Raw genomic sequence first — 19,902 nt, forward strand, 5'->3', positions numbered from 1 at the left:
GTTGTGAATTTTTCAAATTTATCGCAGGCCGATTATTTAAAGCAAGCTCAATATTTAAAGCAAGCTCAATATTTAAAGATAGTCTGGCCAATTGTCATCACTGCGGCACTATTGGGTTTCTTTATGGCTTGGGGCGTTTTGTCAGGCGATGCGCAAGGCCGAGTTAACCTGTCTTATTTGTTATTGATCTATTTATTTATTCCAATTGCGGCTGTCGTCGTCTCTGTGGCGGGACTATTTTCCAGCAAAGGTCTTAATCTGGCTCGATTAATGACCGCGATTCCTTGGGGTAATTGGGCTCAATCACCCATTGCTCACAAAATCCGTCAATTAAAAATCGAAAAGCAATGGTTTTTTTATCAAGCGCAAATGGCTGCCATCGGTTTTTCTGTGGCAAGTCTTCTGGCATTAATTGTCACTTTGTTGGTGACTGATGTGAATTTCATTTGGCGAAGTACTTTGTTATCGGCAGAAGATCTTTATCCGGTGTTAAAAGTCATTGCTCTGCCTTGGGGATTTTGGGAAAGCGCACAGCCCAGTCTGGCCTTATTGCAAGCGACACAAGACTCAAGATTACAATCAATTTATCCTGGTCAGGATTATGCTAATTGGTGGCAATTTGTCGTAGCGGTCCAGTTATTTTACTGTATTTTTATTCGTTGTATTTTATTGATAGTTGCCAAGCTTTGGTTTGTGTCGAGTTTATCTGATGATCTGGAGAGTAAGCTGTTTACCCAGATTCAACAACATGCCAGTTATCAAGAATCGGCGGTCGACTTAACCCCGTTGGTACACCAGTTACCTGAAAATATTATGGTGAATAACTGGGGCGATATTGAGTTATCGCGCCTGGCTGAAATACCAGAACTAACCTTATCGCTCGATACAATGATTAATGCTGGGCCAGCTGCAAGTGCCGCACAAAAACGAGTTGCTGAGCGGTGGCAAGGTCAGCAGCTGGTAATTACTCGCTCTTGGGAACCGCCAATGGGTGAACTGGCCGACTATATAGAAAATGGCGAGGGATTTATTTTTCCGCTCGATTGGAACCCGCAGCGTATTTGTCCAATTAAGCAAAATCACTTAACTGAGTGGCAACGATTTGTTGCGCAATTCTCAAAATGGCAGCTTTTTTTGCCTGAGTCGCTTTTACCTGAATCTGTGTTGGCCGAGTCTTATTCAACCGAACCGTCAAGCAAGGAGTCTGGCTAATGCGCCCGGTATTTGCAGTTGTTGGTCATCCAAATAAAGGTAAGAGTTCTATTGTTTCTACCTTGGCACGTAATGATACTATTCGTATTTCACAACAAAGTGGTACCACAACTACGGCTGATTGTGTCAGGGTTGAAACTGCTCACGCTGGATATGAACTGGTTGATACGCCCGGATTTCAGCGCCCAGGTAAAGTACTGGAATGGTTGCAGCAAAAAGGGGTTGCCGCTGATCAGCGTGTTGCCGTTATTCAACAGTTTTTAGCAGACGAGCAATGTCAGCAACGTTTTCCTGATGAGATTCGACTGCTAACACCGATTATGCAAGGTGCAGCAATTTTATATGTGGTTGATGGCTCACGGCCATTTGGCGTTGAGTATGAAGCCGAAATGGAAATTCTGCGTTGGACAGGCCAGCCTAGTATGGCACTGATAAATCCTATTGAAAATGAAGATTATGTCGAATCCTGGTCAAAGGCATTAGCACAGTATTTTAAAATTGTACGAGTTTTCAATCCATTTCAAGCCGACTTTGCCAAACAACTGGCATTGTTAGAAGCTTTTGCCCACTTAAAACCCGAGTGGCGTGAAGCGCTAGATCAGGTTAATCAAGATTTGATTCAATTTAGGGAGCAGCAAAAGCAGGATAGCGCCGAATTGCTTGCTCGACTTTTGGAAGATTTATGCCAATATCGCGTATCACAAAAAGTATTAGAAAAATCTCAGGCCGATGTGGTCTATCCCGTACTGGCTGAAAAGTACCATCATTGGATGCGTCAGCGCGAACAGCAAACTATTACTGAGTTACTTGCGGTTTATGCCCACTTTCAAACTAAAATTTCGGTTGATGAATTGCATTTACCACCTGATTTGTTTGATTGTGAACACTGGTTTATGTGGGGACTGGATAAACAACAGTTAGCAATAGCTGCTGCGCTCGCCGGAGCAACCGCAGGCGCCGCCGCCGATATGGTGGTCGCTGGTCATAGTTTCATGCTGGGCGCAATTGGTGGTGGAATTCTTGGTTTTGGCAGTGCCTGGCTGGGAGCTGATAAACTACAACAAATGAAAGTTAAGGGGCTTCCGCTTGGTGGTTTTGAAGCGATTTGTGGTCCAGTCAGTAATCCCAACTTTCCTTATGTGGTGATTGGACGTTTTGTCTATCTTTATCAACAAATCAGTCGTCGCAATCATGCCCAGCGAACCCCACTTGTTATCAATCCACTTAATTTGAACGAACAAATTGAACAATTAGACAAAGCCGATCGAAAGGCATTACATGCCGCCTGTGCCCGCCTGATAAAGCAAAAAACTGTTGATAGCTTGAGCTTGTTATTATTGCCGCTTTTAAACTAAGAGGTCAGGTTGCAGAACAGTTGAAATATCTTACAATTCTCAAGTCGACGAAATAGAATCTCTCTTATAAGCTTGTTTAAAATGGCTTAAGATTTAACGCAACCACAACATAATTGTAAAATCATTTCGATGGTGCATATTCCATATTCGATGGCACATAGTTGTGTGAGAGAAAAGTTTGCAGATTAAGTTGGTATTGTTGGGATAGGATGTTGATGACTATTACTGGTATCAAGCGGAATATCTGCAATCTCTTGGTCTCTTAAACAAAGTCGATTATTTAATTAATACAATGGGAGATTAACGGTAAATAACATGTTTAACAAAATACCAATGCATTTAGTCAGTGATTGGCAAAATTACTCCTGTATTAGCGCTGGGGGCTTGCCGTTGTTATCGCTATGGTGAATTTTGTAAACCGTTAATATTTGATTTGAAATAAAAAATGAAGTTATCAGTGTTAAAAATCGGTGTTATGAGCTTAGTCTGGCTGTTACAAGTTGGCTTGTCATTAACCGTTTTGGCTGAGCCAATTCGTACACATCATTATCAGATTACTATCAATGATGCTCTTACCGAAGCAAAAGTTAAAATGTGCTTTGATGGAAAAGCCCCCGAATATTTGGTGGTTGATTATCGCCGTGCGAATAAAAATTTGATTGAATTTCCTCATTCACTTAAAGGCTATATTGAGTTTCAGGGACGCTATTGGCTGACTCAGTCATTACAGGCTGATGCCTGTGTCAATTATATTGCGGATATCAGTGAACATAATCACCAAAAATATCGAAGTAAAGAATCAACGCCGTTGAGCTTTCAAAGTGATAACACCTGGCTATGGTTGCCTGAAAAACTCACTGCGACTGAAGCTGTTGAAATTGAATTTAAGCTGGCCGATAAATACCGAGTCTCGGCGCCTTGGCAAATGCTTGATGATAAAGGGCATCGTTTTCAAATAGGCCATTATCCGCATGATTGGGGAATTACGATTATGATCGGAGATTTCCAGTTGGTCCCCGTTCAACTCAAACAGGGGGGACAAATCAATATTGCGCTGCTCAAACAAATTAAACAGCAATCCCAATTGATTGAGTGGGTTCAATTTACAGCGGAGTCTTTAGCTACCTATGCAAATGGTTTTCCGTATCCTCAGGTTCAAGTGATTTTAATTGAAAATAATCGATTCAAAAAAGGCCCGGTGCCTTGGGGTGATGTAAAGCGTGGTGGTGGACCCGGCATTCGTTTTGTTGTGGATAGCGATAAGGCAATCGAAGCCTTTTATCAAGACTGGACGGCAACGCATGAGTTTGCCCATCTACTCTTACCTAATATTGAATATTATGATATCTGGTTATCAGAAGGTTTGGCATCCTATCTGCAATATTTATTAATGGCACAAAGTGGCATTATTAGTCACCAGCAAGCCTGGCAAAAATTGTTTGATGGTTTTGAGCGTGGTCGTCTAGGTGCTGAAAGTGTTAAGCCTGAATCTTTATTAAAAACTGTTGAGAACCGGAAAAAAGGCAAAACTGCGGATCGCACCAAGCGGATATATTGGAGTGGCGCCGCTTATTTTTTTATGGCAGATATCCAATTGCGTCAGCAAACAGACGGTGCGATGGGACTACCTGAATTGTTGCAACAATTAAAAGCCTGCTGCTTGAATGCTACGGTTGAGTGGTCAGGTGAAATGTTAGCAAGCGAACTTGACCGATTATCTAAAACAACAATTTTTAGCTCTCTTTATGAAAAAATTGCTCAAAGTAAAGGCTTTCCTGATTATCTCGCTCAATTCAATCAGTTAGGTATTGAAATCAAGCAAGACCGGGTGCACTTAATTCCGCATAAAAACGCAAAAATTCGGCAAGCGATTATGAAAGAAAATGTGCCATTAATATCATTTCCTGATAACTAAACAAGTGACACATCATGCGCTATTGCTGAGTTTATGTAATTCAAGCTTTTTACATTTTCTTACCTTACCGATTCGCTTTATGAAGTCTTAACCTCTATATTGGCATTCACATAATTAAAATAATGGAGGTTAGCCATGTCATTAAATCGTCGAGAGTTTGTTGGCAACTCGATTGCTGCTGCAGGTATTTGTCTCTCTCCTGCATTTTTGAGTGCGGCAGAAAAAAAAGCAAGTCACAAACTTAAAATTTTATTCTTGGGAGGGACCGGTTTTTTAGGCCCACATACGGTTAATTACGCTTTATCCCGAGGTCACGAAGTGACACTGTTTAATCGTGGCAAGACTAATGATGATTTATTTCCTCAATTGGAAAAGATCGTTGGTGATCGCGATCCCAAAAAAGATAAAGGATTGTCAGGATTAAAAAATCGCGAATGGGATGCTGTAATTGATACATCTGGTTATGTACCACGTATTGTCGAAGCTTCATCGCAGTTACTCGCTGACAAAGTTAAACAATATGTCTTTATTTCTACTATTTGTCAGTATGATAATTGGGCTGAAGGTGGAAAAAATGGTACCGAAAAAAGACCACGAGCCACACTCGATGATCCGTTAACTGAGGATGTCTCGAAACATTATTGTGCGCTAAAAGGTTATTGTGAAAAAGCTGCCGAAACAGCTATGCCTGGCAGAGTGACCCAAATTCGTCCTGGCCTTATTGTTGGGCCAAGAGATAAAACTGATCGATTCACCTATTGGCCAGTGAGAATTTCACAAGGTGGTCAAGTATTAGCACCCGGTACACCGCAAGATTTAACTCAGTTTATTGATGTTCGCGATTTAGCACAATTTATCGTTCGTACTTTAGAGAACAAAATTACAGGGGAGTTTAATCTGGTTTGTCCGCCGTTTCCATTTGGAGAACTACTCCAGTCATGCTTAAAGGTCAGCAAAAGTGATGCTAAATTAAATTGGGTACCAGCTAAATTTATGCAAGAGCATGATGTACAACCTTGGCGTGACGTATTTATGTGGGCCGATATTAACAGTCCAGGTGCTGGTGCATTAACATGGTCTGGGGAAAAAGCTCTGCAAGCTGGTCTTACTATTCGTCCGGTAGATGAAACGGTAAAAGCGACATTAGATTGGTTTGGCAGCTTGCCACAAGAGCGACAAAATAAATTGAGAGCAGGGATGAGTCGAGAAAAAGAAGCGAAAGTATTGCAAGCCTGGCATGCACATCAAAAGAAAGTTTAAGTGAAATTTAATACTGACGAGTATAAAAATCAAAGTAATTATAACTAAATAGCCATTACTAACATGGCTATTTATCACCTGCCAGTTTTCAATGAGACTTAACTTACGCAGAATACCGGTAACTTTATGACTATAAAACGATAAAGCTTTATAACTTGTTAACAGTTAAAGTTTTAGAGTGAACTATCCGATACTAAATATAACCATCACATACGCCTTTGCGACTTTATTTTTATAACTTCCTGATTATTATCACGGTTAAATTAAACCACAAAAAAACAAGTTTTTACTCAAGCAATTTAAATCATTGCCGATACATGAGCTATATTATGTTCAGCTCCGATGAGTAGCATAAAACAAAAAATTCAGTCAAATGGTTTGATGTTAAAATGGTGTGAATGGTTAATGGAATCAGTAGTACAACAAAATAGTCAAAATTATCCGTTAAGCGGATTACAGTTAAAATCCCGTTTAGGTGTATTACTGGTCAAACGTCAGTATATTTCGATTGAGCAATTGCATCGCGCGGTTGCAATTCAACAAGAGCGAGATATACGTCTGGGTGAGTTATTAATCGAGCAAGGATTAATTAGCCAAAAACAACTAAAAATCGTGTTGCGTCGGCAAAATTGGCTGCGATTACTGGCTGCTGCAATCGCTATGATAATAACTCCTTTTACGCCGGTGATGGCTGCTAATTATGGTAAAGTTGGCAATAGCCCACTACCAATCAATACTCATGCGCTTGATTCTGCAATGCCCAGATTAATTAATCATGGCAATACTAATTTAATTTTTGGTGTAGACAACTTGCTTTCGCAAACAGATTTTTCACAAATAAATTTGTTACAAGCAAATCCGTTACAAACAAATCCGTTACAATCGGGCCTGCTACAAAAAGACCTGCCACAAACTGAAACCCCTCTGTCTCACGGTAGCGGTTATATTACTCAATCCCAGAGTCAACTATCACAAATAAGTGGCGGTTTATGTACTAGTCATGTTGGTGATGGAATTTATCGTATTAAAGCTTCCGGATCGGGGGAGAAAGGCGAGTTTGTACTAACGCATCCCAATTATGGTCAATTGGCTTACAGTGTTGCATATCAACATCATTCCGATGCATTTGAACCGTTAGAGTTGAAAACGCCTAGTCGCCGTTTTGAGCATAGTATCACCTCCAAAAATTCGATAATCACATTGCCCGATAATCAATTAAGCAATACTTCGAACAATAAAATGAACAGTTGTGAAAATCATACGCTTGACCGGCTTAAGGTATCATTGAGGTCACCTAAAATTGCACTCAAGCAAAAAAATTACACTGGTTATTTAGTCGTCACAATTGTTCCCGAGTAAGTGATTAACCTGGAATAATCGTTCACCACTTTATATTCTCAACTAAAATTAACAGATACCCGATTAAATGACGGGTATTTTTTCTATTTAATTTGATCAAACCGCGATGAAAAAGAAAAAACTAAAATCAGTTTTACACGGCCTGTTTTTTCTATTAATTACCAGTTGCCCTGTTAATTGGTGTATGGCAAGCGTGCATTTGAATAAAACAATTATTTATTTTGATAATAATGGCAAAATTAATGATGAGATAGCCGTTATTAATCAAGGTGATGAAACACTTTATTTACGAATAGAACCCTCGATTGTCTCTGCAGCGGGTTTACCTCAAGAATCAAAAGCAACCTATCGAGATCCTCAAGCTGCTGGATTATTAGTGACACCGCAGCGCATGGTATTAGCGCCTGGTGAGAAAAAACGTATTCAGTTAGTTCGGCTGGATAATATAAAAAATACACAAATAGAAAAGGTTTTTCGCATTTTGGTTAAGCCAGAAGTTGGCGAAGTGAAATCATCATTAACTGGTATGAAAATATTGGTTGCTTACGATGTGTTAGTATTATTTCAACCGGAACAACCTAAGCCTGTATTAGCGGCTGAATTTAAACGCAATGAAATTATAATATTTAATCATGGAAATACTAACGTCCTGCTAAAGAGTGGTTATCAATGTCCAGCGTCGCAATCAATTGACCAGCCAGAGAACCAATGTGTTGCTCTGAAAGGTAAGCGGCTTTACGCTGGTAATCAGTGGCGTACAAGTATCAGGTATAAAACGCCTGTACACTACAATATTGCCGTGGGCAGTGAAAACTCTGCTATTGTTTTTTCTGCTGATTTACCGGTAAAACCCTAGTCTAATGTATCACAGGTTGAATGATTATGTGAAACTGTCTGCTTTGTTGCTAGTTATTTACTTGAGTACATTATCATCTGCTATTTGGAGCAAAGTACAAAGTTCATCAAGTCAACAGTCGACGGTTACATTGACTAAAGGACTGTTAGATGGAGCTCGTCGTATTGCTCCATTCTCCAGAATCAATGCGCCAAGTGATACGCTATTTAAGTCTGAACTTTATCTTGCCGCCGTTTCTGAAATTAAATCTGAGTCTGAAGTTAATTCTGGCAGTAGGGCGCAGTCTGAAAGTGAAATTAGTAAAAAGCCTGCTAGTAATATAAAAAGTAGTACAATCAAACGCCAGAAAAAGAGTACGGCTTTTAAAAGTAGTGAAAAAAAATTATTGGTCACCACACCGCCGCCTGGTTTTGATGACTTACTAACACCGCACTTTACTTTGGTTGATGTCTATTTTAATCAGCGACTGCTTGGGGTTACTATGGCTAGTTATACTTCAAGTCATCTGATATTTCAGTCACCTCAGGAAGTCGCCGGGTTTATCGCTAATACAAAAAATACGGTTGAATTGGCATCTTATTTATCTCAACCTTTATTGAATAATCAAATTTTGGTTTGCCATTATCAAGGTCAAACGGGATGTGGTAATTTGCAACCTGACAATGTCGGTATTATATTTTCTCAAGGTAAGCATCGAGTTGATTTGTTTATTCATCCTGCCTTATTAAGTATTCCTTCGTTATTGGTTGATAAGTATTTGCCGCCATCAACAAGTGGGCCTTCGTTCTTAAGTGCAATTTCTCTAGTTGCTTCGGGCGGAGATGCTCGTGAAGATATTTACACAGCTAAGTTGAATAATTTATTCAGTATCGAAAATTATCGAGTTTACTCAAGCTTAGAAAAGGATGATAAGAACAGTGCAAGACTGGATCAACTTTCGCTAAGTTATGAGTATCGTGATATGGCATATCAAGTCGGCTCTTTTCGTACTAATAGTCAATCAAACAGCTTTTTTGAACAGCGTGAAATTTTGGGGGTGCGAGTCCAGTCTTCTCTTGCCAGTCGGGTTGATTTAGCACAAGTTTCGGGAACACGATTGTTTGTATTTTTGAGTGAACACTCACGAGTTGAAATTTATAAAGATGGACAGTTAATTGATAGTCGCGAATATCAGGCGGGAAATATTGAATTAAATACCCAGGACTTCCCTCAAGGATCTTATACCCTGGAAATAAAAATTATTGGTGATAGTGGACGTGAAGCGATGGAATCTCGTTTTTTTACTAAATCATTGCAACTACCGCCATTGGATGAATCACTATACTTTGTTGAAGTTGGCTTTCCTGAAGATGAACAAATACAAACTTATCCGGTAGCGAAAGATCAGCCTTTTGCGCGTTTAGGATTTGTTACTCGTTCTGCTGACTGGTTCGGTTTTAATAGTGCTTTGGCTGCCGATGATAAACAACAAATGTTAGAATTGGGAACGGTTTGGTTTGCCAATCAAATTGAAATTCAATCCAATCATGCTTTCACGAGTAACAATCAGCAAGCGGTATTTTATCAATTAGGGGTTCACCATCCGTCATATTTTGTTTCTGCCAGTTATCGCAGAACATTTCGTGGTAATCAACAACTGCCAGTTCAGGATTATTCATTCTTAAAACCTGATGTTAAACAAACTTTACTGAATGTCAGCATTCCATTTTCTGATGCGGTTTTGAATGTTTATGCTCGAACTAATTTGGAAAGCACTGGTGAGATGAAAAAAAATTATGGAATAAGCTGGCGTAAAAATGTTTATCGCACCGATCATCTTCTGCTGGACTGGACTGTAGACTTAACAAAAGAAAATCACGATAAGCGTTTGATAACGGGATTTACTTTGCGCTTTATTGAGAAAGACTACAATTTAAATTCAAGTATGAATTACAATCGGTTAAAAAGTCAAAGTCAGTATTCGTCGCATTTTGATAAAAACTTCCGGCTAAACGTGCAACAGGCTCAATCATTAATGGGAGATTTGAATCATAGTTTAAATGTTACAGAAACTACCAGTCAGATTAGCAGTTTATGGCAATCAGAAATAACTAATCGATTAGGACACACACGGGTAACACTGGAGAATATTAATCAGCAAAATACAACCGATGACTCGGGTGTTAATAAATCCCATCGACAAGGTTATGCTTTAACGAGTCACTTAAATTTTGTCGTTGATGATGGGCAAGTGGTAATGGGAGGAAGTCGACAATCAACGGCAGGAATACTGATTAATATTCAGCAGGAATCTTCCTCTTCGACACTTTTAAGCTTACGAGTCAATGGGGAAGAAAAGGTACAAATAAATAGTGGAGAAAGTCACTTTATTGCGTTAGCGCCTTATCAGACTTATCGTTTAACTTTAGCGCCTTTACAAGGTGAGTTGGTGAGTTTTGATAATACGCCTAAAGATATTACTTTATATCCAGGAAATGTTGAAAGTGTTACTTGGTCAATGACAAAGCTTTATATTGTCGTAATGCAATTGCTAAATAACGACGATAAGCCATTTGCTAACGCAAGATTAAATAATGAAAAATTTCATGCGGGTACCGATGATTTAGGTTGGGTTCAGATGGAGTTACATGCTGCCGGAGAATATTTATTTATCGATAACAATGAACGGCAATGTCGGGTGATCATCACTGACAAGGCTCTGCAGCAAAGTATCAATTATTTAGGGAGCGTACGCTGTCAATGATTGACAGCGTTGAATGACTAAAGCTAAGAGTATGTTTTTAAGATTGAGTCAAGTATTACTCAATATTGTAATCATAATTAATTTGCTTTTCTAACTGATAAGCGATTGCGATTAGTTCTGCTTCACTTAGTGCTTTTCCAGCAATTGATAAACCAACTGGCATACCATGCACTTTGCCTAATGGAATGGTAATGTGAGGGTAGCCCGAAATGGCAGAAAGTCCGGAATAACCACCGATATAATGATCACCATTGATACGATCGATTGTCCAAGCGGGCGAGAGTGTCACTGTCATTATTGCATCTAATTGATGAGTATTCATCAAGTTATCGATACCGTCTTGTCGAGTTGCTTGCTGAACCTTTTTTAGGGCTTCAATATATGCTGTATCGGTTAAATCACCTTTGGCCTGTGACTTAACAAGAATTTCTTGTTGGAAATATGGCATTTCTTGCGCAGTATGTTGCTGATTAAAGGCAATGAGCTTCTCCATGGTCAATGTGTTTAATGCATTCGGTAGCTTTGCAAAATAATGATTTAATGTATGTTTAAATTCATATAACAAAACTTCATAGCTGTCGGCATAAAACCCATTGTAATAGTTAACATTCAAGTCATTAACCAGTGTAGTTTGGTTGGCAATTTTTTGTTTGAATTGCTCAAATAATGCCAATACTGCTTCGTGCTCCAATGCATCCGAAAATAACACGCCGATCCGTTTTTGTTGTAGAGGTTGCTGCAAGTTGCTTATAAAATCTTTACTAAAGTGTTTTTGATTGATTTGGGTTGCTTCATCTTGAGGATCAATTCCTTGCATGACTTGCAATAAGATAGCTGCATCAACTACCGAGCGTGTCATTGGTCCGGCGGTATCTTGTGAATGAGAGATGGGAACTATAGCCGTGCGACTTAACAATCCTACGGTCGGCTTGATACCTACTAGACCATTGGCGGACGAAGGGCAAGTAATCGAGCCATTGGTTTCTGTGCCAATGGCGGCAACCGCCATAAAGGCAGCAATAGATGCACCTGAACCAGAGCTTGAACCACAAGTTGAGCGGTGTAAATTATGTGGGTTACGTGTTTGTCCTCCAACCGCACTCCAACCAGAGGATGAACGTTCTGAGCGCATATTTGCCCATTCGCTTAAGTTTGTTTTACCCAAAATAATGGCACCCGCCGCTTTCAATTTTGTAACGATGGGGGCGTCACGCTTCGTCATATTGTTGGCGAGGATTAATGAGCCAGCAGTAGTTGGCATGGTCGAGGTTTCCACATTATCTTTAACCAGAATGGGAATACCATGCAAAGGTCCCAGCACATTACCTGACTGCCGCATTGTATCGAGCTGTTGAGCAATTTCTATCGCTTTAGGATTAACTTTAATAACCGCATTGAGATGTTGATTGTACTGGGCAATTTGCTGCAAATAATAATTGGTCAGCTCAGCGGCAGTTAATTTGCCTTGCTCCATTAAGCGGGTTAATTGCGGAATGGTGGCGTGTTTAATGTTATCTGGCAGTGTTGAAGTGGTAATTCTAGGTGAAAATGCTGTGGCTGATTTTAGGTCAGATACTAATTGGGCTGGTAAATGCGAAACCGAGCGACTAGCAGAGTTTGACTGTTGTGGAGCTTGATTTTGGCAGCCCCATAACATCACCGTAAAACAACTGAGTAAAGTCCATTTTATCAATTTTCCCGGTGCACTTGGCTGTGCAACTGGTTGACGGGATAGAGAAAACATAGGTTGGTCCTTATTTATTAGAGTTAGAATAAGGTACTATGTTAGTAATTTTGGTTCAGTAGTTCAATAAATCGCTGTGCGGTCTTACCCAGCTTCTTTTCCGCTCGCCAAACCAGATGTGGTGTAAATGAAAAACGTGACCCATGTTCGTAGTCTACTTCTACTAAATCGCCATTTTCCAGATCTTTGCAAACGAGATAACGTGGCATCCAGCCAAAACCAATGTCTTGAATAAGCGCTTGTTTCTTACTTTTAAAATCACTTAAAAAGAACATTCGTTCGCCACCAAAATGCATATGCTCTACATCATAGAGTTCTTGCTCACTCGAATCATGGACGCTCAATTCAACAAACTGTTTGAGTTGCGCAATTGTAACGTTTTCAACATTGGCAAGTGGATGATTGCGTCCAACTAACAAAATACATTCTAAATCCGGGAGTGGTTGTGAGAGTAGGTTGGTCGAACGCTGATACTCTTTTACCAGCATTAAGTCGGCCTGATTTTTATCAAAGCGATGTTGTACGCCGCCTAAATATTCCATGGTAAGTGAAATTTTTGTTGGAATATCTTCTCTTAATAATTGCTTCATGGCTGACATGATTGGGTCTATTTCTAAAATACCGTCTATCACTACCTCAAAATTGGGTTCCCACTCCTGATTAAGTTGAACCGCTAGTTCTTCAATATGCTGAGCTTGGGCAAGTAGGCGTATGCCTTCATCAAGAATCATTTGGCCAGCAGGAGTTAATTCGGCGCGATATTCACTTCGGTCAAAAATTTCTAAGCTAAGCGCTTCTTCCAGTTTTTTGATTTGATAGCTGATCGCTGACTGAGCTCTGTGTAAAGTTTTGGCTGCTGCGGCAAAACTCCCTTTTTCAACTATGGTACGGAGAACGCGAATCGAATCTAAGTCTAGTTTCATAATAACCTGCATTAATCAGCTAATTGGATGGTGTGAGCAAGAATAACATAAAAATACTAGTTGGAATGACCTAGGACAAGAAAATTTGATTATTTTTATGCGGAATATTACCATTTTTTCTAATTGTCAAGTGGTTTATCAGTTTTTTAAAACAAGTAAAATAATTAATTATATAAACTTAGACTTTTTAAGAATTTGTTTATCAAAAAAATGAATTGAGCTGCAATAGCATAAAATATCATCGAAAACGATGCTTGTTTAACAAAATCAGCGTAGAATACGCGCCTCGTTTTTGCTCTTCCAAATTGGTTGAGTTGCACATAGGAAAAATTGAGGCAACCCTCTTGTGATTGAAAATTTAAGAAATATCGCAATTATTGCGCACGTTGACCACGGCAAGACTACGCTGGTTGACAAGCTGTTACAGCAATCTGGCACGTTCGATCAACGTTCTGAACTTACAGAGCGGGTAATGGATTCCAATGATTTGGAAAAAGAGCGTGGAATTACAATTCTATCGAAAAATACGGCAATCAACTGGAACGACTATCGCATCAATATAGTCGATACTCCCGGACATGCTGACTTTGGCGGTGAAGTTGAACGAATTATGTCGATGGTAGATTCGGTTTTACTGCTAGTTGATGCAGTTGATGGTCCCATGCCGCAAACGCGATTTGTTACTCAAAAAGCATTTGCACAAGGACTTAAACCGGTTGTTGTTGTGAATAAAATTGATCGGCCTGGGGCCCGTCCTGATTGGGTTATTGACCAAATTTTTGATTTATTCGATCAACTGGGGGCGACTGATGAGCAACTGGATTTTCCGGTGATTTATGCATCTGCGTTAAATGGTTATGCCTCTGAAGATGACAGTGTTCGAGATGGTGATATGACGCCACTATTTGAAGCTATCATTAAATATGTAAAACACCCTGATGTTGAAATTGAAGGTCCAACCCAGATGCAAATTTCATCGCTGGACTATTCAAACTATGTAGGCGCTATTGGGGTTGGCCGGGTTACACGTGGCAAAATTACCCGCAATCAGCAATTGATCAGCATCGATGCTAATGGCAAAGAGCGTAAAGTAAAAGTCGGGCAAGTTTTGGGTTATCTTGGTTTGGAGAGAAGCGAAATTGAACAGGCGTCTGCCGGTGACATTATTGCTATTACCGGAATTGGCGAGCCTAAAATTTCTGATACTCTGTGTGATCCCGAGCATGTCGAAGCTTTGACGCCATTAACGGTTGATGAGCCAACGGTTAATATGACTTTTCAGGTGAATACTTCTCCTTTTGCGGGTAAAGAAGGAAAGTTTTTAACATCGCGTCAGATTCTTGAGCGTCTTGAGAAAGAATTGATTCACAACGTGGCGTTGCGGGTTGAGCAAATGGATGATGCGGATAAATTCAAAGTTTCGGGGCGTGGCGAATTGCATTTGTCAGTTTTAATTGAAACGATGCGCCGTGAAGGATTTGAATTAGCAGTTTCGCGACCAGAAGTTATTATGAAAGAAGTCGATGGGGTTTTAATGGAACCTTATGAAAATGTAACCGTCGACATTGAAGAGCAACATCAAGGAACAATCATGGAGCGCTTAGGTGAAAGAAAAGCCGAAATGCGTGATATGCAGCTTGATGGTAAGGGACGGGTAAGAATTGATTTTTATATTCCTTCACGCGGCCTGATTGGTTTTCAAACAGAATTTATGACTGCTACTTCTGGTACTGGTTTGCTCTATCATACTTTCGATGCTTACGGTCCTGCTCATAAAGGCTCATTGGCGCAACGTCATAATGGTGTATTAATTTCTAATAGTACTGGTAAAGCACTTGGCTATGCGTTATTTAATATTCAAGAGCGCGGACGTTTATTTATTGGTCATGGGGTTGAGGTTTATGAAGGTATGGTTATCGGCATTCATGCGCGCGATAATGATTTAACTGTTAATCCGCTCAAAGCGAAGCAGTTAACTAATATTCGTGCCGCTGGAACCGATGAAAACATTCAATTAACGCCGCCAATTTTGATGACTTTAGAACAGAGCTTAGAGTTTATTGATGATGATGAACTGGTTGAAGTAACGCCAGTGAGCATTCGAATTCGTAAAAAGCATTTAACTGAAAGTGATCGCAAGCGTGCATCGCGTGCACCTAAAGAATAACTTTGGTTATTTAATCTGTGCGCTTTAATGCGCAATATAAGCCCGGTTAGTTGAAGATGAAACGACCGGGTTTTTTTATGTGTGGCCTGATTTTATGTCAACATAAGCGCAAATGTAATTACGTTAACTCTAAGGTGAAAGTAAATATTGGGATATTTATAGTTTGATAGTTGATATATCTGCAATGTTTAGGTTGGCGCATAGATAATTGATTTATTTGCATTCAGAGATGTGCTTATTGATAATGGTGCTCGTGATTGAGTAGGTAATTGAGTATAAGGACAGGCTCATTAAGAAACTTATCGCATTATTGGTAATCTAAGCGGATTATGTTCCTAAAATTAGAGAACAGTATTTAACCGAGAATTAATAAAACAGGTTTATTATGATAAAAAAACTGGCTGTCACGCTATTGATATTGGGACTGAGTGCCTGCGCTAAAAATGGTACACCCTTGGATTTTATGCGAGGGTTATTTGGGTATACGCCACCCCCTGAAGAAACAACCATTTCAGAAGAACTCAAACTGGAATATCAACGTTGTAAAAAAGTTGGCGTTGATAAAAATTGTGCCCAAGCAGCCTATGATGTAGTGCGTAAAGTAAAAGGACTAGAGCCTCGTACGATTCCTAAAGGAGTGGTTATCATTTTGGAAGGCGATGGGGGACATGGTGAGCAAGAAGAGGAGCAGTCCGCACCCGAATTACAACAGAAAAAGTAAGAACGAATGACCATTTGATTCAGTAACTGCTGGTCGTCTCAATTCGGGCTATCAGCGGTTCAAACTGTTAATTTGCCGTTATGATCAGAGGTTATGTGCTAGTCTTAATGGAAGTGTTACTAGAGAACTGACGAATTTATGCGGCAACTTTATCCTGAAATAAAACCCAATCAAAAATACTCCCTTGAAGTTAGCCACGGCCATAAATTGTATGTTGAGGAAAGTGGCTCTCCCGATGGGCTTCCGTTAATTTATTTGCATGGTGGGCCCGGGGCTGGTTGTGATTCGATACACCGGCGATTTTGCGATCCCGAAAAATATCGAATTATCCTGTTTGACCAGCGAGGCTGCGGTCGATCTGAGCCTCATGCCGATATTGAGCATAATACTACCCAATTACTGATTGAAGATTTAGAAGTCATTCGCAATCATTTGATGATTGAACGCTGGGTTGTCTTTGGCGGTAGCTGGGGGACAACTTTGGGACTCGCCTATGCGCAAGCTCATCCTGACCGTGTTGCCGGGTTGATTTTGCGAGGGGTTTTCTTAGGCAGACAGGAAGATATCAATTGGTTGTATCGCGACGGTACGCGCAAAGTTTTTCCCGATTATTGGCAAGATTTTATAAGCGTGATTTCGCCTGAAGAACGACACCAACTAATTCCCGCTTTTTATCAGCGTTTAACTGGGCAAGATGAACTGGCGCGTATGGCCGCAGCAAAAGCCTGGGCCTGCTGGGAAGGACGCGCAGCAACCCTCGAGCCTAATCCTTCAGTGGTTGAACAGTTTGGTGCGCCTCATGTGGCATTGAGTATGGCACGTATTAGTGCCCACTATTTTATCAACAATTGTTTTATTGAGGAAAATCAGCTCCTGGACAATATGCACTTATTAGAGGGAATTCCCGGCATTATCGTGCATGGTCGATACGATATGATTTGCCCCGTTGAAAATGCCTGGGCACTACAAAGTGCTTGGCGAAGCTGTGAGTTACAAATTATCCGTGATGCTGGACATTCTACAAGTGAAGCTGGAATAATTGATGCCCTTGTTAGAGCAACCAGAGATATGCATCAGGAAATAACCAATGATTGTACTGATCCAGCGGGTAACCAGCGCTAATGTTGTTGTTGATGAAAATATAATCGGACAGATTGATCAGGGAATACTGGCGCTGGTCGGTATTGAAAAAAATGATACGCCAGAAAAAGCCGAACGCTTATTTGAACGATTAGCCGGCTACCGAATATTTACTGATGATGCGGGAAAGATGAACCTTTCTGTTGCTGATATTCAAGGTGAAATTTTGCTGGTGCCTCAGTTCACTCTGGCTGCTGATACCCGCAAAGGGATGCGACCCAGTTTTTCCAGCGCCGCACCACCAGAAACAGGCCGACAGCTATTTGAATATTTTGTCAGCTATGCCAGACAGCGTTTTACAGCAATTGAAACAGGGCAATTCGGCGCTGATATGAAAGTCAGTTTGTGCAACGATGGCCCTGTTACTTTTTGGTTGCAAATTTAAATTACTCAGCTTTAGGACTTGGTGACCTTAGTTGTTTTGAGTAAGTGTTCAAATTGTTGTTTAGCAGAATCGGTTAGCTTTTTACCATTAGAGATTCTCAAAAAGGTGTATTGATTTTCACCTTTATGCAGCCCCACCAGTAAATCAAACTGTTCATTATTCAGTGGGATTAATTCCCAGGTTTGTTGGTGTTGCGATTCTAGTTGTGTCATTTGTAATGCAACATCAGCTGGAATTTGAGCTCTTTCTTTCCAAATACCCAGTACTCGCTCTAAAGGAACCGTTGTTGGCAATCTTAAAACGGCTACATCGTAAATTTCACCGTTATCATTGAGTTGCAAACTACCGGCAGCCATCGGAGCATTACTTTCAACAATTTGCCATTGAGAATCTAATTCGAGCGCAAGAAAATCGGTCAGTTTTTCTTTGGCTGGGGGCTGAGCATTGGCTTGCGCTGTTGCTGGCGAGGCACTGGTTGGCTGATCCAATCTAACTAGAACGGTGCGTTCATTATCTTGAAATTTCACAAATTCTTCCGCATTCGGGGGAAGTGAAAGCTGTCTTTTCCAGCGTGTTATATTTGCCGTAACATTTTGTTGCCCGGGTAGTGTGCTCAGAGAAACTTCAAGACCATTAATATTGTATGTTGCCAAGCGCATTGCTTCACTAGAGTGAGACTGATATTTTTTAGGGATATGCGATAGGATTGGTTGTTGATTACTATCGAATTGCAGCTCATCGAGAAAGAGTCTTGCAAATTCACCAGACTCTTCATCAACTTTGCTGGTTAATCCTCTGGCTTTAAAAAACCAGGTTTCCTGCTCTCGAATATAAATAACCGCAATAATTGATTCTTCATTTGATGAGCTTGCCGCCGGCTGAGTTGCGGATTGCGGCGTTGTGGTGTTAGATGATTGCATCATGCGCGATGTAAAAACCTGTTCAACAACCGTAGATAAATTATTCAATTCTTCGGGCGTAATGGGCTCATGCTTATTTTTGATCAATTGGCTGATAATAATAAATAAGCAGACAAAACTGGCGAATATTATAAATTTTGATTTCATATTAATTCTAAAACGATAATTAAGCAGTGACGGGCTGATTTGATTTTGTTGACAACGTAATTAAAGATGATGCAGACAATGCTACGGATTGACCGAGTACTTACATGCCGCTACATATTGCCAATTTCAAAAGCCTGATTAGTGGGCTGCTAACATTTAGTCCTGAAGCCTGACGAATAGGTGGCGATAGTGTACTCAATTCAGAATATTTTTCACAGTTATTTCCCGTTTTGTCAGCTAAATGTCAATAATTATTTGATACGATACCATTGTGTTTGGTGAGCGTATTGATAAGTGCTAAAACCACTGAATTTGAGGCAACGAGTTTGCGTGTTGCTAATACATGGTAATTCTCACACGCTTTGGCAAGGTATTTCACTGGTAAAATTGAAATGCTTGGCCATACTTAAAGAGTCTTCAGCGTTTATCTTGTGAAATAAAACGATTAATTAAGTTAATTTTACAGTCTAACAGCAAAGGTTAATGGATTTTAAAGCTGATTGAGTTTTGAGATGTAAATTAGATGACTGAGGGAATTGTGATTGGCGAAAGCTGTTATTGATTAGCGCGGTAGTAAACGTTAAATAATTCTGCTTAATTTGACGAATAAGGATTTTCATGAAGCCATTATTCTTATTAATTACTTTAATTGTTTTTTTATTCATGACGGGGTGTTCAGCTCGATTAGAGATGTATGCTGCTAATCGATCAGATATGAAGCTTTTGTGGAATCAATATTCCTACCTGGATTCATCACAACAAGCCACCGCACAAAAAGCAACATCACAAACGCAACCTATTGAAAAGCCACAGCAGAATAAAAAAACATCAACGTGTATGACTTTAAAGACAATTCAAGCTAACGCAAATGGTCTTAATCAAGTTGAATTGATACTCAAAAAACCAGGCATTCATGGCAAACTAACTCCCGATAATGAATTATTACCGGGGAGTTTTGAAGAGTGCTCGATTAGTTAAGACAATCTCGCTAATATGCCGATTCAATTACACTGACACTTATTTGATAGCATTTAAATCAATATTGCCCAGCGTTT

Annotated in this window: 15 protein-coding genes; 12 read left to right on the forward strand and 3 right to left on the reverse strand. The window is 40.0% G+C overall.

The window, feature by feature from the left end:
* Positions 1-3 precede the first annotated feature (3 nt).
* From ABVT42_RS18075 to ABVT42_RS18105, 7 genes are all read left to right on the forward strand, one after another.
* Positions 4-1,212 carry a DUF2868 domain-containing protein gene (locus ABVT42_RS18075; RefSeq protein ID WP_353897125.1) on the forward strand — a complete coding sequence of 403 codons (1,209 nt, stop codon included), beginning with the start codon at positions 4-6 and terminating at the stop codon, positions 1,210-1,212.
* Positions 1,212-2,567: a GTPase/DUF3482 domain-containing protein gene (locus ABVT42_RS18080; RefSeq protein WP_353897124.1), complete on the forward strand. Its 1,356-nt coding sequence runs from the start codon at positions 1,212-1,214 to the stop codon at positions 2,565-2,567. The genes ABVT42_RS18075 and ABVT42_RS18080 overlap by 1 nt, the downstream gene beginning before the upstream one ends.
* A gap of 445 nt (positions 2,568-3,012) precedes the next feature.
* On the forward strand, positions 3,013-4,482 hold the full coding sequence (locus ABVT42_RS18085) for a hypothetical protein (RefSeq protein WP_353897123.1): 1,470 nt from the start codon (positions 3,013-3,015) through the stop codon (positions 4,480-4,482).
* A gap of 135 nt (positions 4,483-4,617) precedes the next feature.
* Positions 4,618-5,742, forward strand: coding sequence for an NAD-dependent epimerase/dehydratase family protein (locus tag ABVT42_RS18090; protein WP_353897122.1), 1,125 nt, complete (start codon positions 4,618-4,620; stop codon positions 5,740-5,742).
* A 342-nt stretch (positions 5,743-6,084) separates the two neighbouring features.
* A complete protein-coding gene (locus ABVT42_RS18095) occupies positions 6,085-7,101 on the forward strand; it encodes a hypothetical protein (RefSeq protein WP_353897121.1) in 1,017 nt (338 codons plus the stop codon).
* A gap of 106 nt (positions 7,102-7,207) precedes the next feature.
* Complete coding sequence (locus tag ABVT42_RS18100) at positions 7,208-7,957, forward strand: fimbrial biogenesis chaperone (protein ID WP_353897120.1); 750 nt, start codon at positions 7,208-7,210, stop codon at positions 7,955-7,957.
* 61 nt (positions 7,958-8,018) lie between these two features.
* Positions 8,019-10,700 carry a TcfC E-set like domain-containing protein gene (locus ABVT42_RS18105; protein ID WP_353897119.1) on the forward strand — a complete coding sequence of 894 codons (2,682 nt, stop codon included), beginning with the start codon at positions 8,019-8,021 and terminating at the stop codon, positions 10,698-10,700.
* A gap of 55 nt (positions 10,701-10,755) precedes the next feature.
* Here ABVT42_RS18105 and ABVT42_RS18110 read toward each other — a convergent pair whose 3' ends face one another.
* Together ABVT42_RS18110 and ABVT42_RS18115 are read right to left on the reverse strand one after the other, a co-directional pair.
* Positions 10,756-12,444, reverse strand: a complete 1,689-nt coding sequence (locus tag ABVT42_RS18110; RefSeq protein WP_353897118.1) for an amidase — start codon at positions 12,442-12,444, stop codon at positions 10,756-10,758.
* Between the two features lie 41 nt (positions 12,445-12,485).
* Complete coding sequence (locus ABVT42_RS18115) at positions 12,486-13,367, reverse strand: LysR family transcriptional regulator (RefSeq protein WP_353897117.1); 882 nt, start codon at positions 13,365-13,367, stop codon at positions 12,486-12,488.
* A gap of 346 nt (positions 13,368-13,713) precedes the next feature.
* Here ABVT42_RS18115 and typA point away from each other — a divergent pair, with 346 nt between their 5' ends.
* The 4 genes from typA (at position 13,714) to dtd (ending at position 17,780) form a co-directional block, all read left to right on the forward strand.
* A complete protein-coding gene (gene typA, locus ABVT42_RS18120) occupies positions 13,714-15,534 on the forward strand; it encodes a translational GTPase TypA (RefSeq protein ID WP_353897116.1) in 1,821 nt (606 codons plus the stop codon).
* 385 nt (positions 15,535-15,919) lie between these two features.
* On the forward strand, positions 15,920-16,255 hold the full coding sequence (locus ABVT42_RS18125) for a hypothetical protein (RefSeq protein WP_353897115.1): 336 nt from the start codon (positions 15,920-15,922) through the stop codon (positions 16,253-16,255).
* A 138-nt stretch (positions 16,256-16,393) separates the two neighbouring features.
* Complete coding sequence (gene pip, locus ABVT42_RS18130) at positions 16,394-17,377, forward strand: prolyl aminopeptidase (RefSeq protein WP_353897114.1); 984 nt, start codon at positions 16,394-16,396, stop codon at positions 17,375-17,377.
* Positions 17,343-17,780, forward strand: coding sequence for a D-aminoacyl-tRNA deacylase (dtd, locus tag ABVT42_RS18135; RefSeq protein WP_353897113.1), 438 nt, complete (start codon positions 17,343-17,345; stop codon positions 17,778-17,780). Before pip ends, dtd begins: the two co-directional genes overlap by 35 nt.
* 11 nt (positions 17,781-17,791) lie before the next feature.
* On the opposite strand, the gene ABVT42_RS18140 is transcribed toward dtd, so the two are convergent.
* Positions 17,792-18,847 (reverse strand): hypothetical protein, encoded by a 1,056-nt coding sequence (locus ABVT42_RS18140; RefSeq protein ID WP_353897112.1) that lies wholly within the window; start codon positions 18,845-18,847, stop codon positions 17,792-17,794.
* Positions 18,848-19,465: 618 nt separating this feature from the next.
* Here ABVT42_RS18140 and ABVT42_RS18145 point away from each other — a divergent pair.
* Complete coding sequence (locus ABVT42_RS18145) at positions 19,466-19,825, forward strand: hypothetical protein (RefSeq protein WP_353897111.1); 360 nt, start codon at positions 19,466-19,468, stop codon at positions 19,823-19,825.
* Positions 19,826-19,902: the final 77 nt, after the last annotated feature.

Source organism: Aliikangiella maris, assembly GCF_040719265.1.
GTDB classification, from domain to species: domain Bacteria; phylum Pseudomonadota; class Gammaproteobacteria; order Enterobacterales; family Kangiellaceae; genus Aliikangiella; species Aliikangiella maris.

Coding starts and splice junctions, on each gene's coding strand:
- ABVT42_RS18080 (WP_353897124.1), top strand. CDS start 1,212: ATGCGCCCGGTATTTGCAGTTGTTGGTCATCCAAATAAAGGTAAGAGT.
- ABVT42_RS18085 (WP_353897123.1), top strand. CDS start 3,013: ATGAAGTTATCAGTGTTAAAAATCGGTGTTATGAGCTTAGTCTGGCTG.
- ABVT42_RS18090 (WP_353897122.1), top strand. CDS start 4,618: ATGTCATTAAATCGTCGAGAGTTTGTTGGCAACTCGATTGCTGCTGCA.
- ABVT42_RS18095 (WP_353897121.1), top strand. CDS start 6,085: ATGAGTAGCATAAAACAAAAAATTCAGTCAAATGGTTTGATGTTAAAA.
- ABVT42_RS18100 (WP_353897120.1), top strand. CDS start 7,208: ATGAAAAAGAAAAAACTAAAATCAGTTTTACACGGCCTGTTTTTTCTA.
- ABVT42_RS18110 (WP_353897118.1), bottom strand. CDS start 12,444: ATGTTTTCTCTATCCCGTCAACCAGTTGCACAGCCAAGTGCACCGGGA.
- ABVT42_RS18115 (WP_353897117.1), bottom strand. CDS start 13,367: ATGAAACTAGACTTAGATTCGATTCGCGTTCTCCGTACCATAGTTGAA.
- ABVT42_RS18125 (WP_353897115.1), top strand. CDS start 15,920: ATGATAAAAAAACTGGCTGTCACGCTATTGATATTGGGACTGAGTGCC.
- pip (WP_353897114.1), top strand. CDS start 16,394: ATGCGGCAACTTTATCCTGAAATAAAACCCAATCAAAAATACTCCCTT.
- dtd (WP_353897113.1), top strand. CDS start 17,343: ATGATTGTACTGATCCAGCGGGTAACCAGCGCTAATGTTGTTGTTGAT.
- ABVT42_RS18140 (WP_353897112.1), bottom strand. CDS start 18,847: ATGAAATCAAAATTTATAATATTCGCCAGTTTTGTCTGCTTATTTATT.
- ABVT42_RS18145 (WP_353897111.1), top strand. CDS start 19,466: ATGAAGCCATTATTCTTATTAATTACTTTAATTGTTTTTTTATTCATG.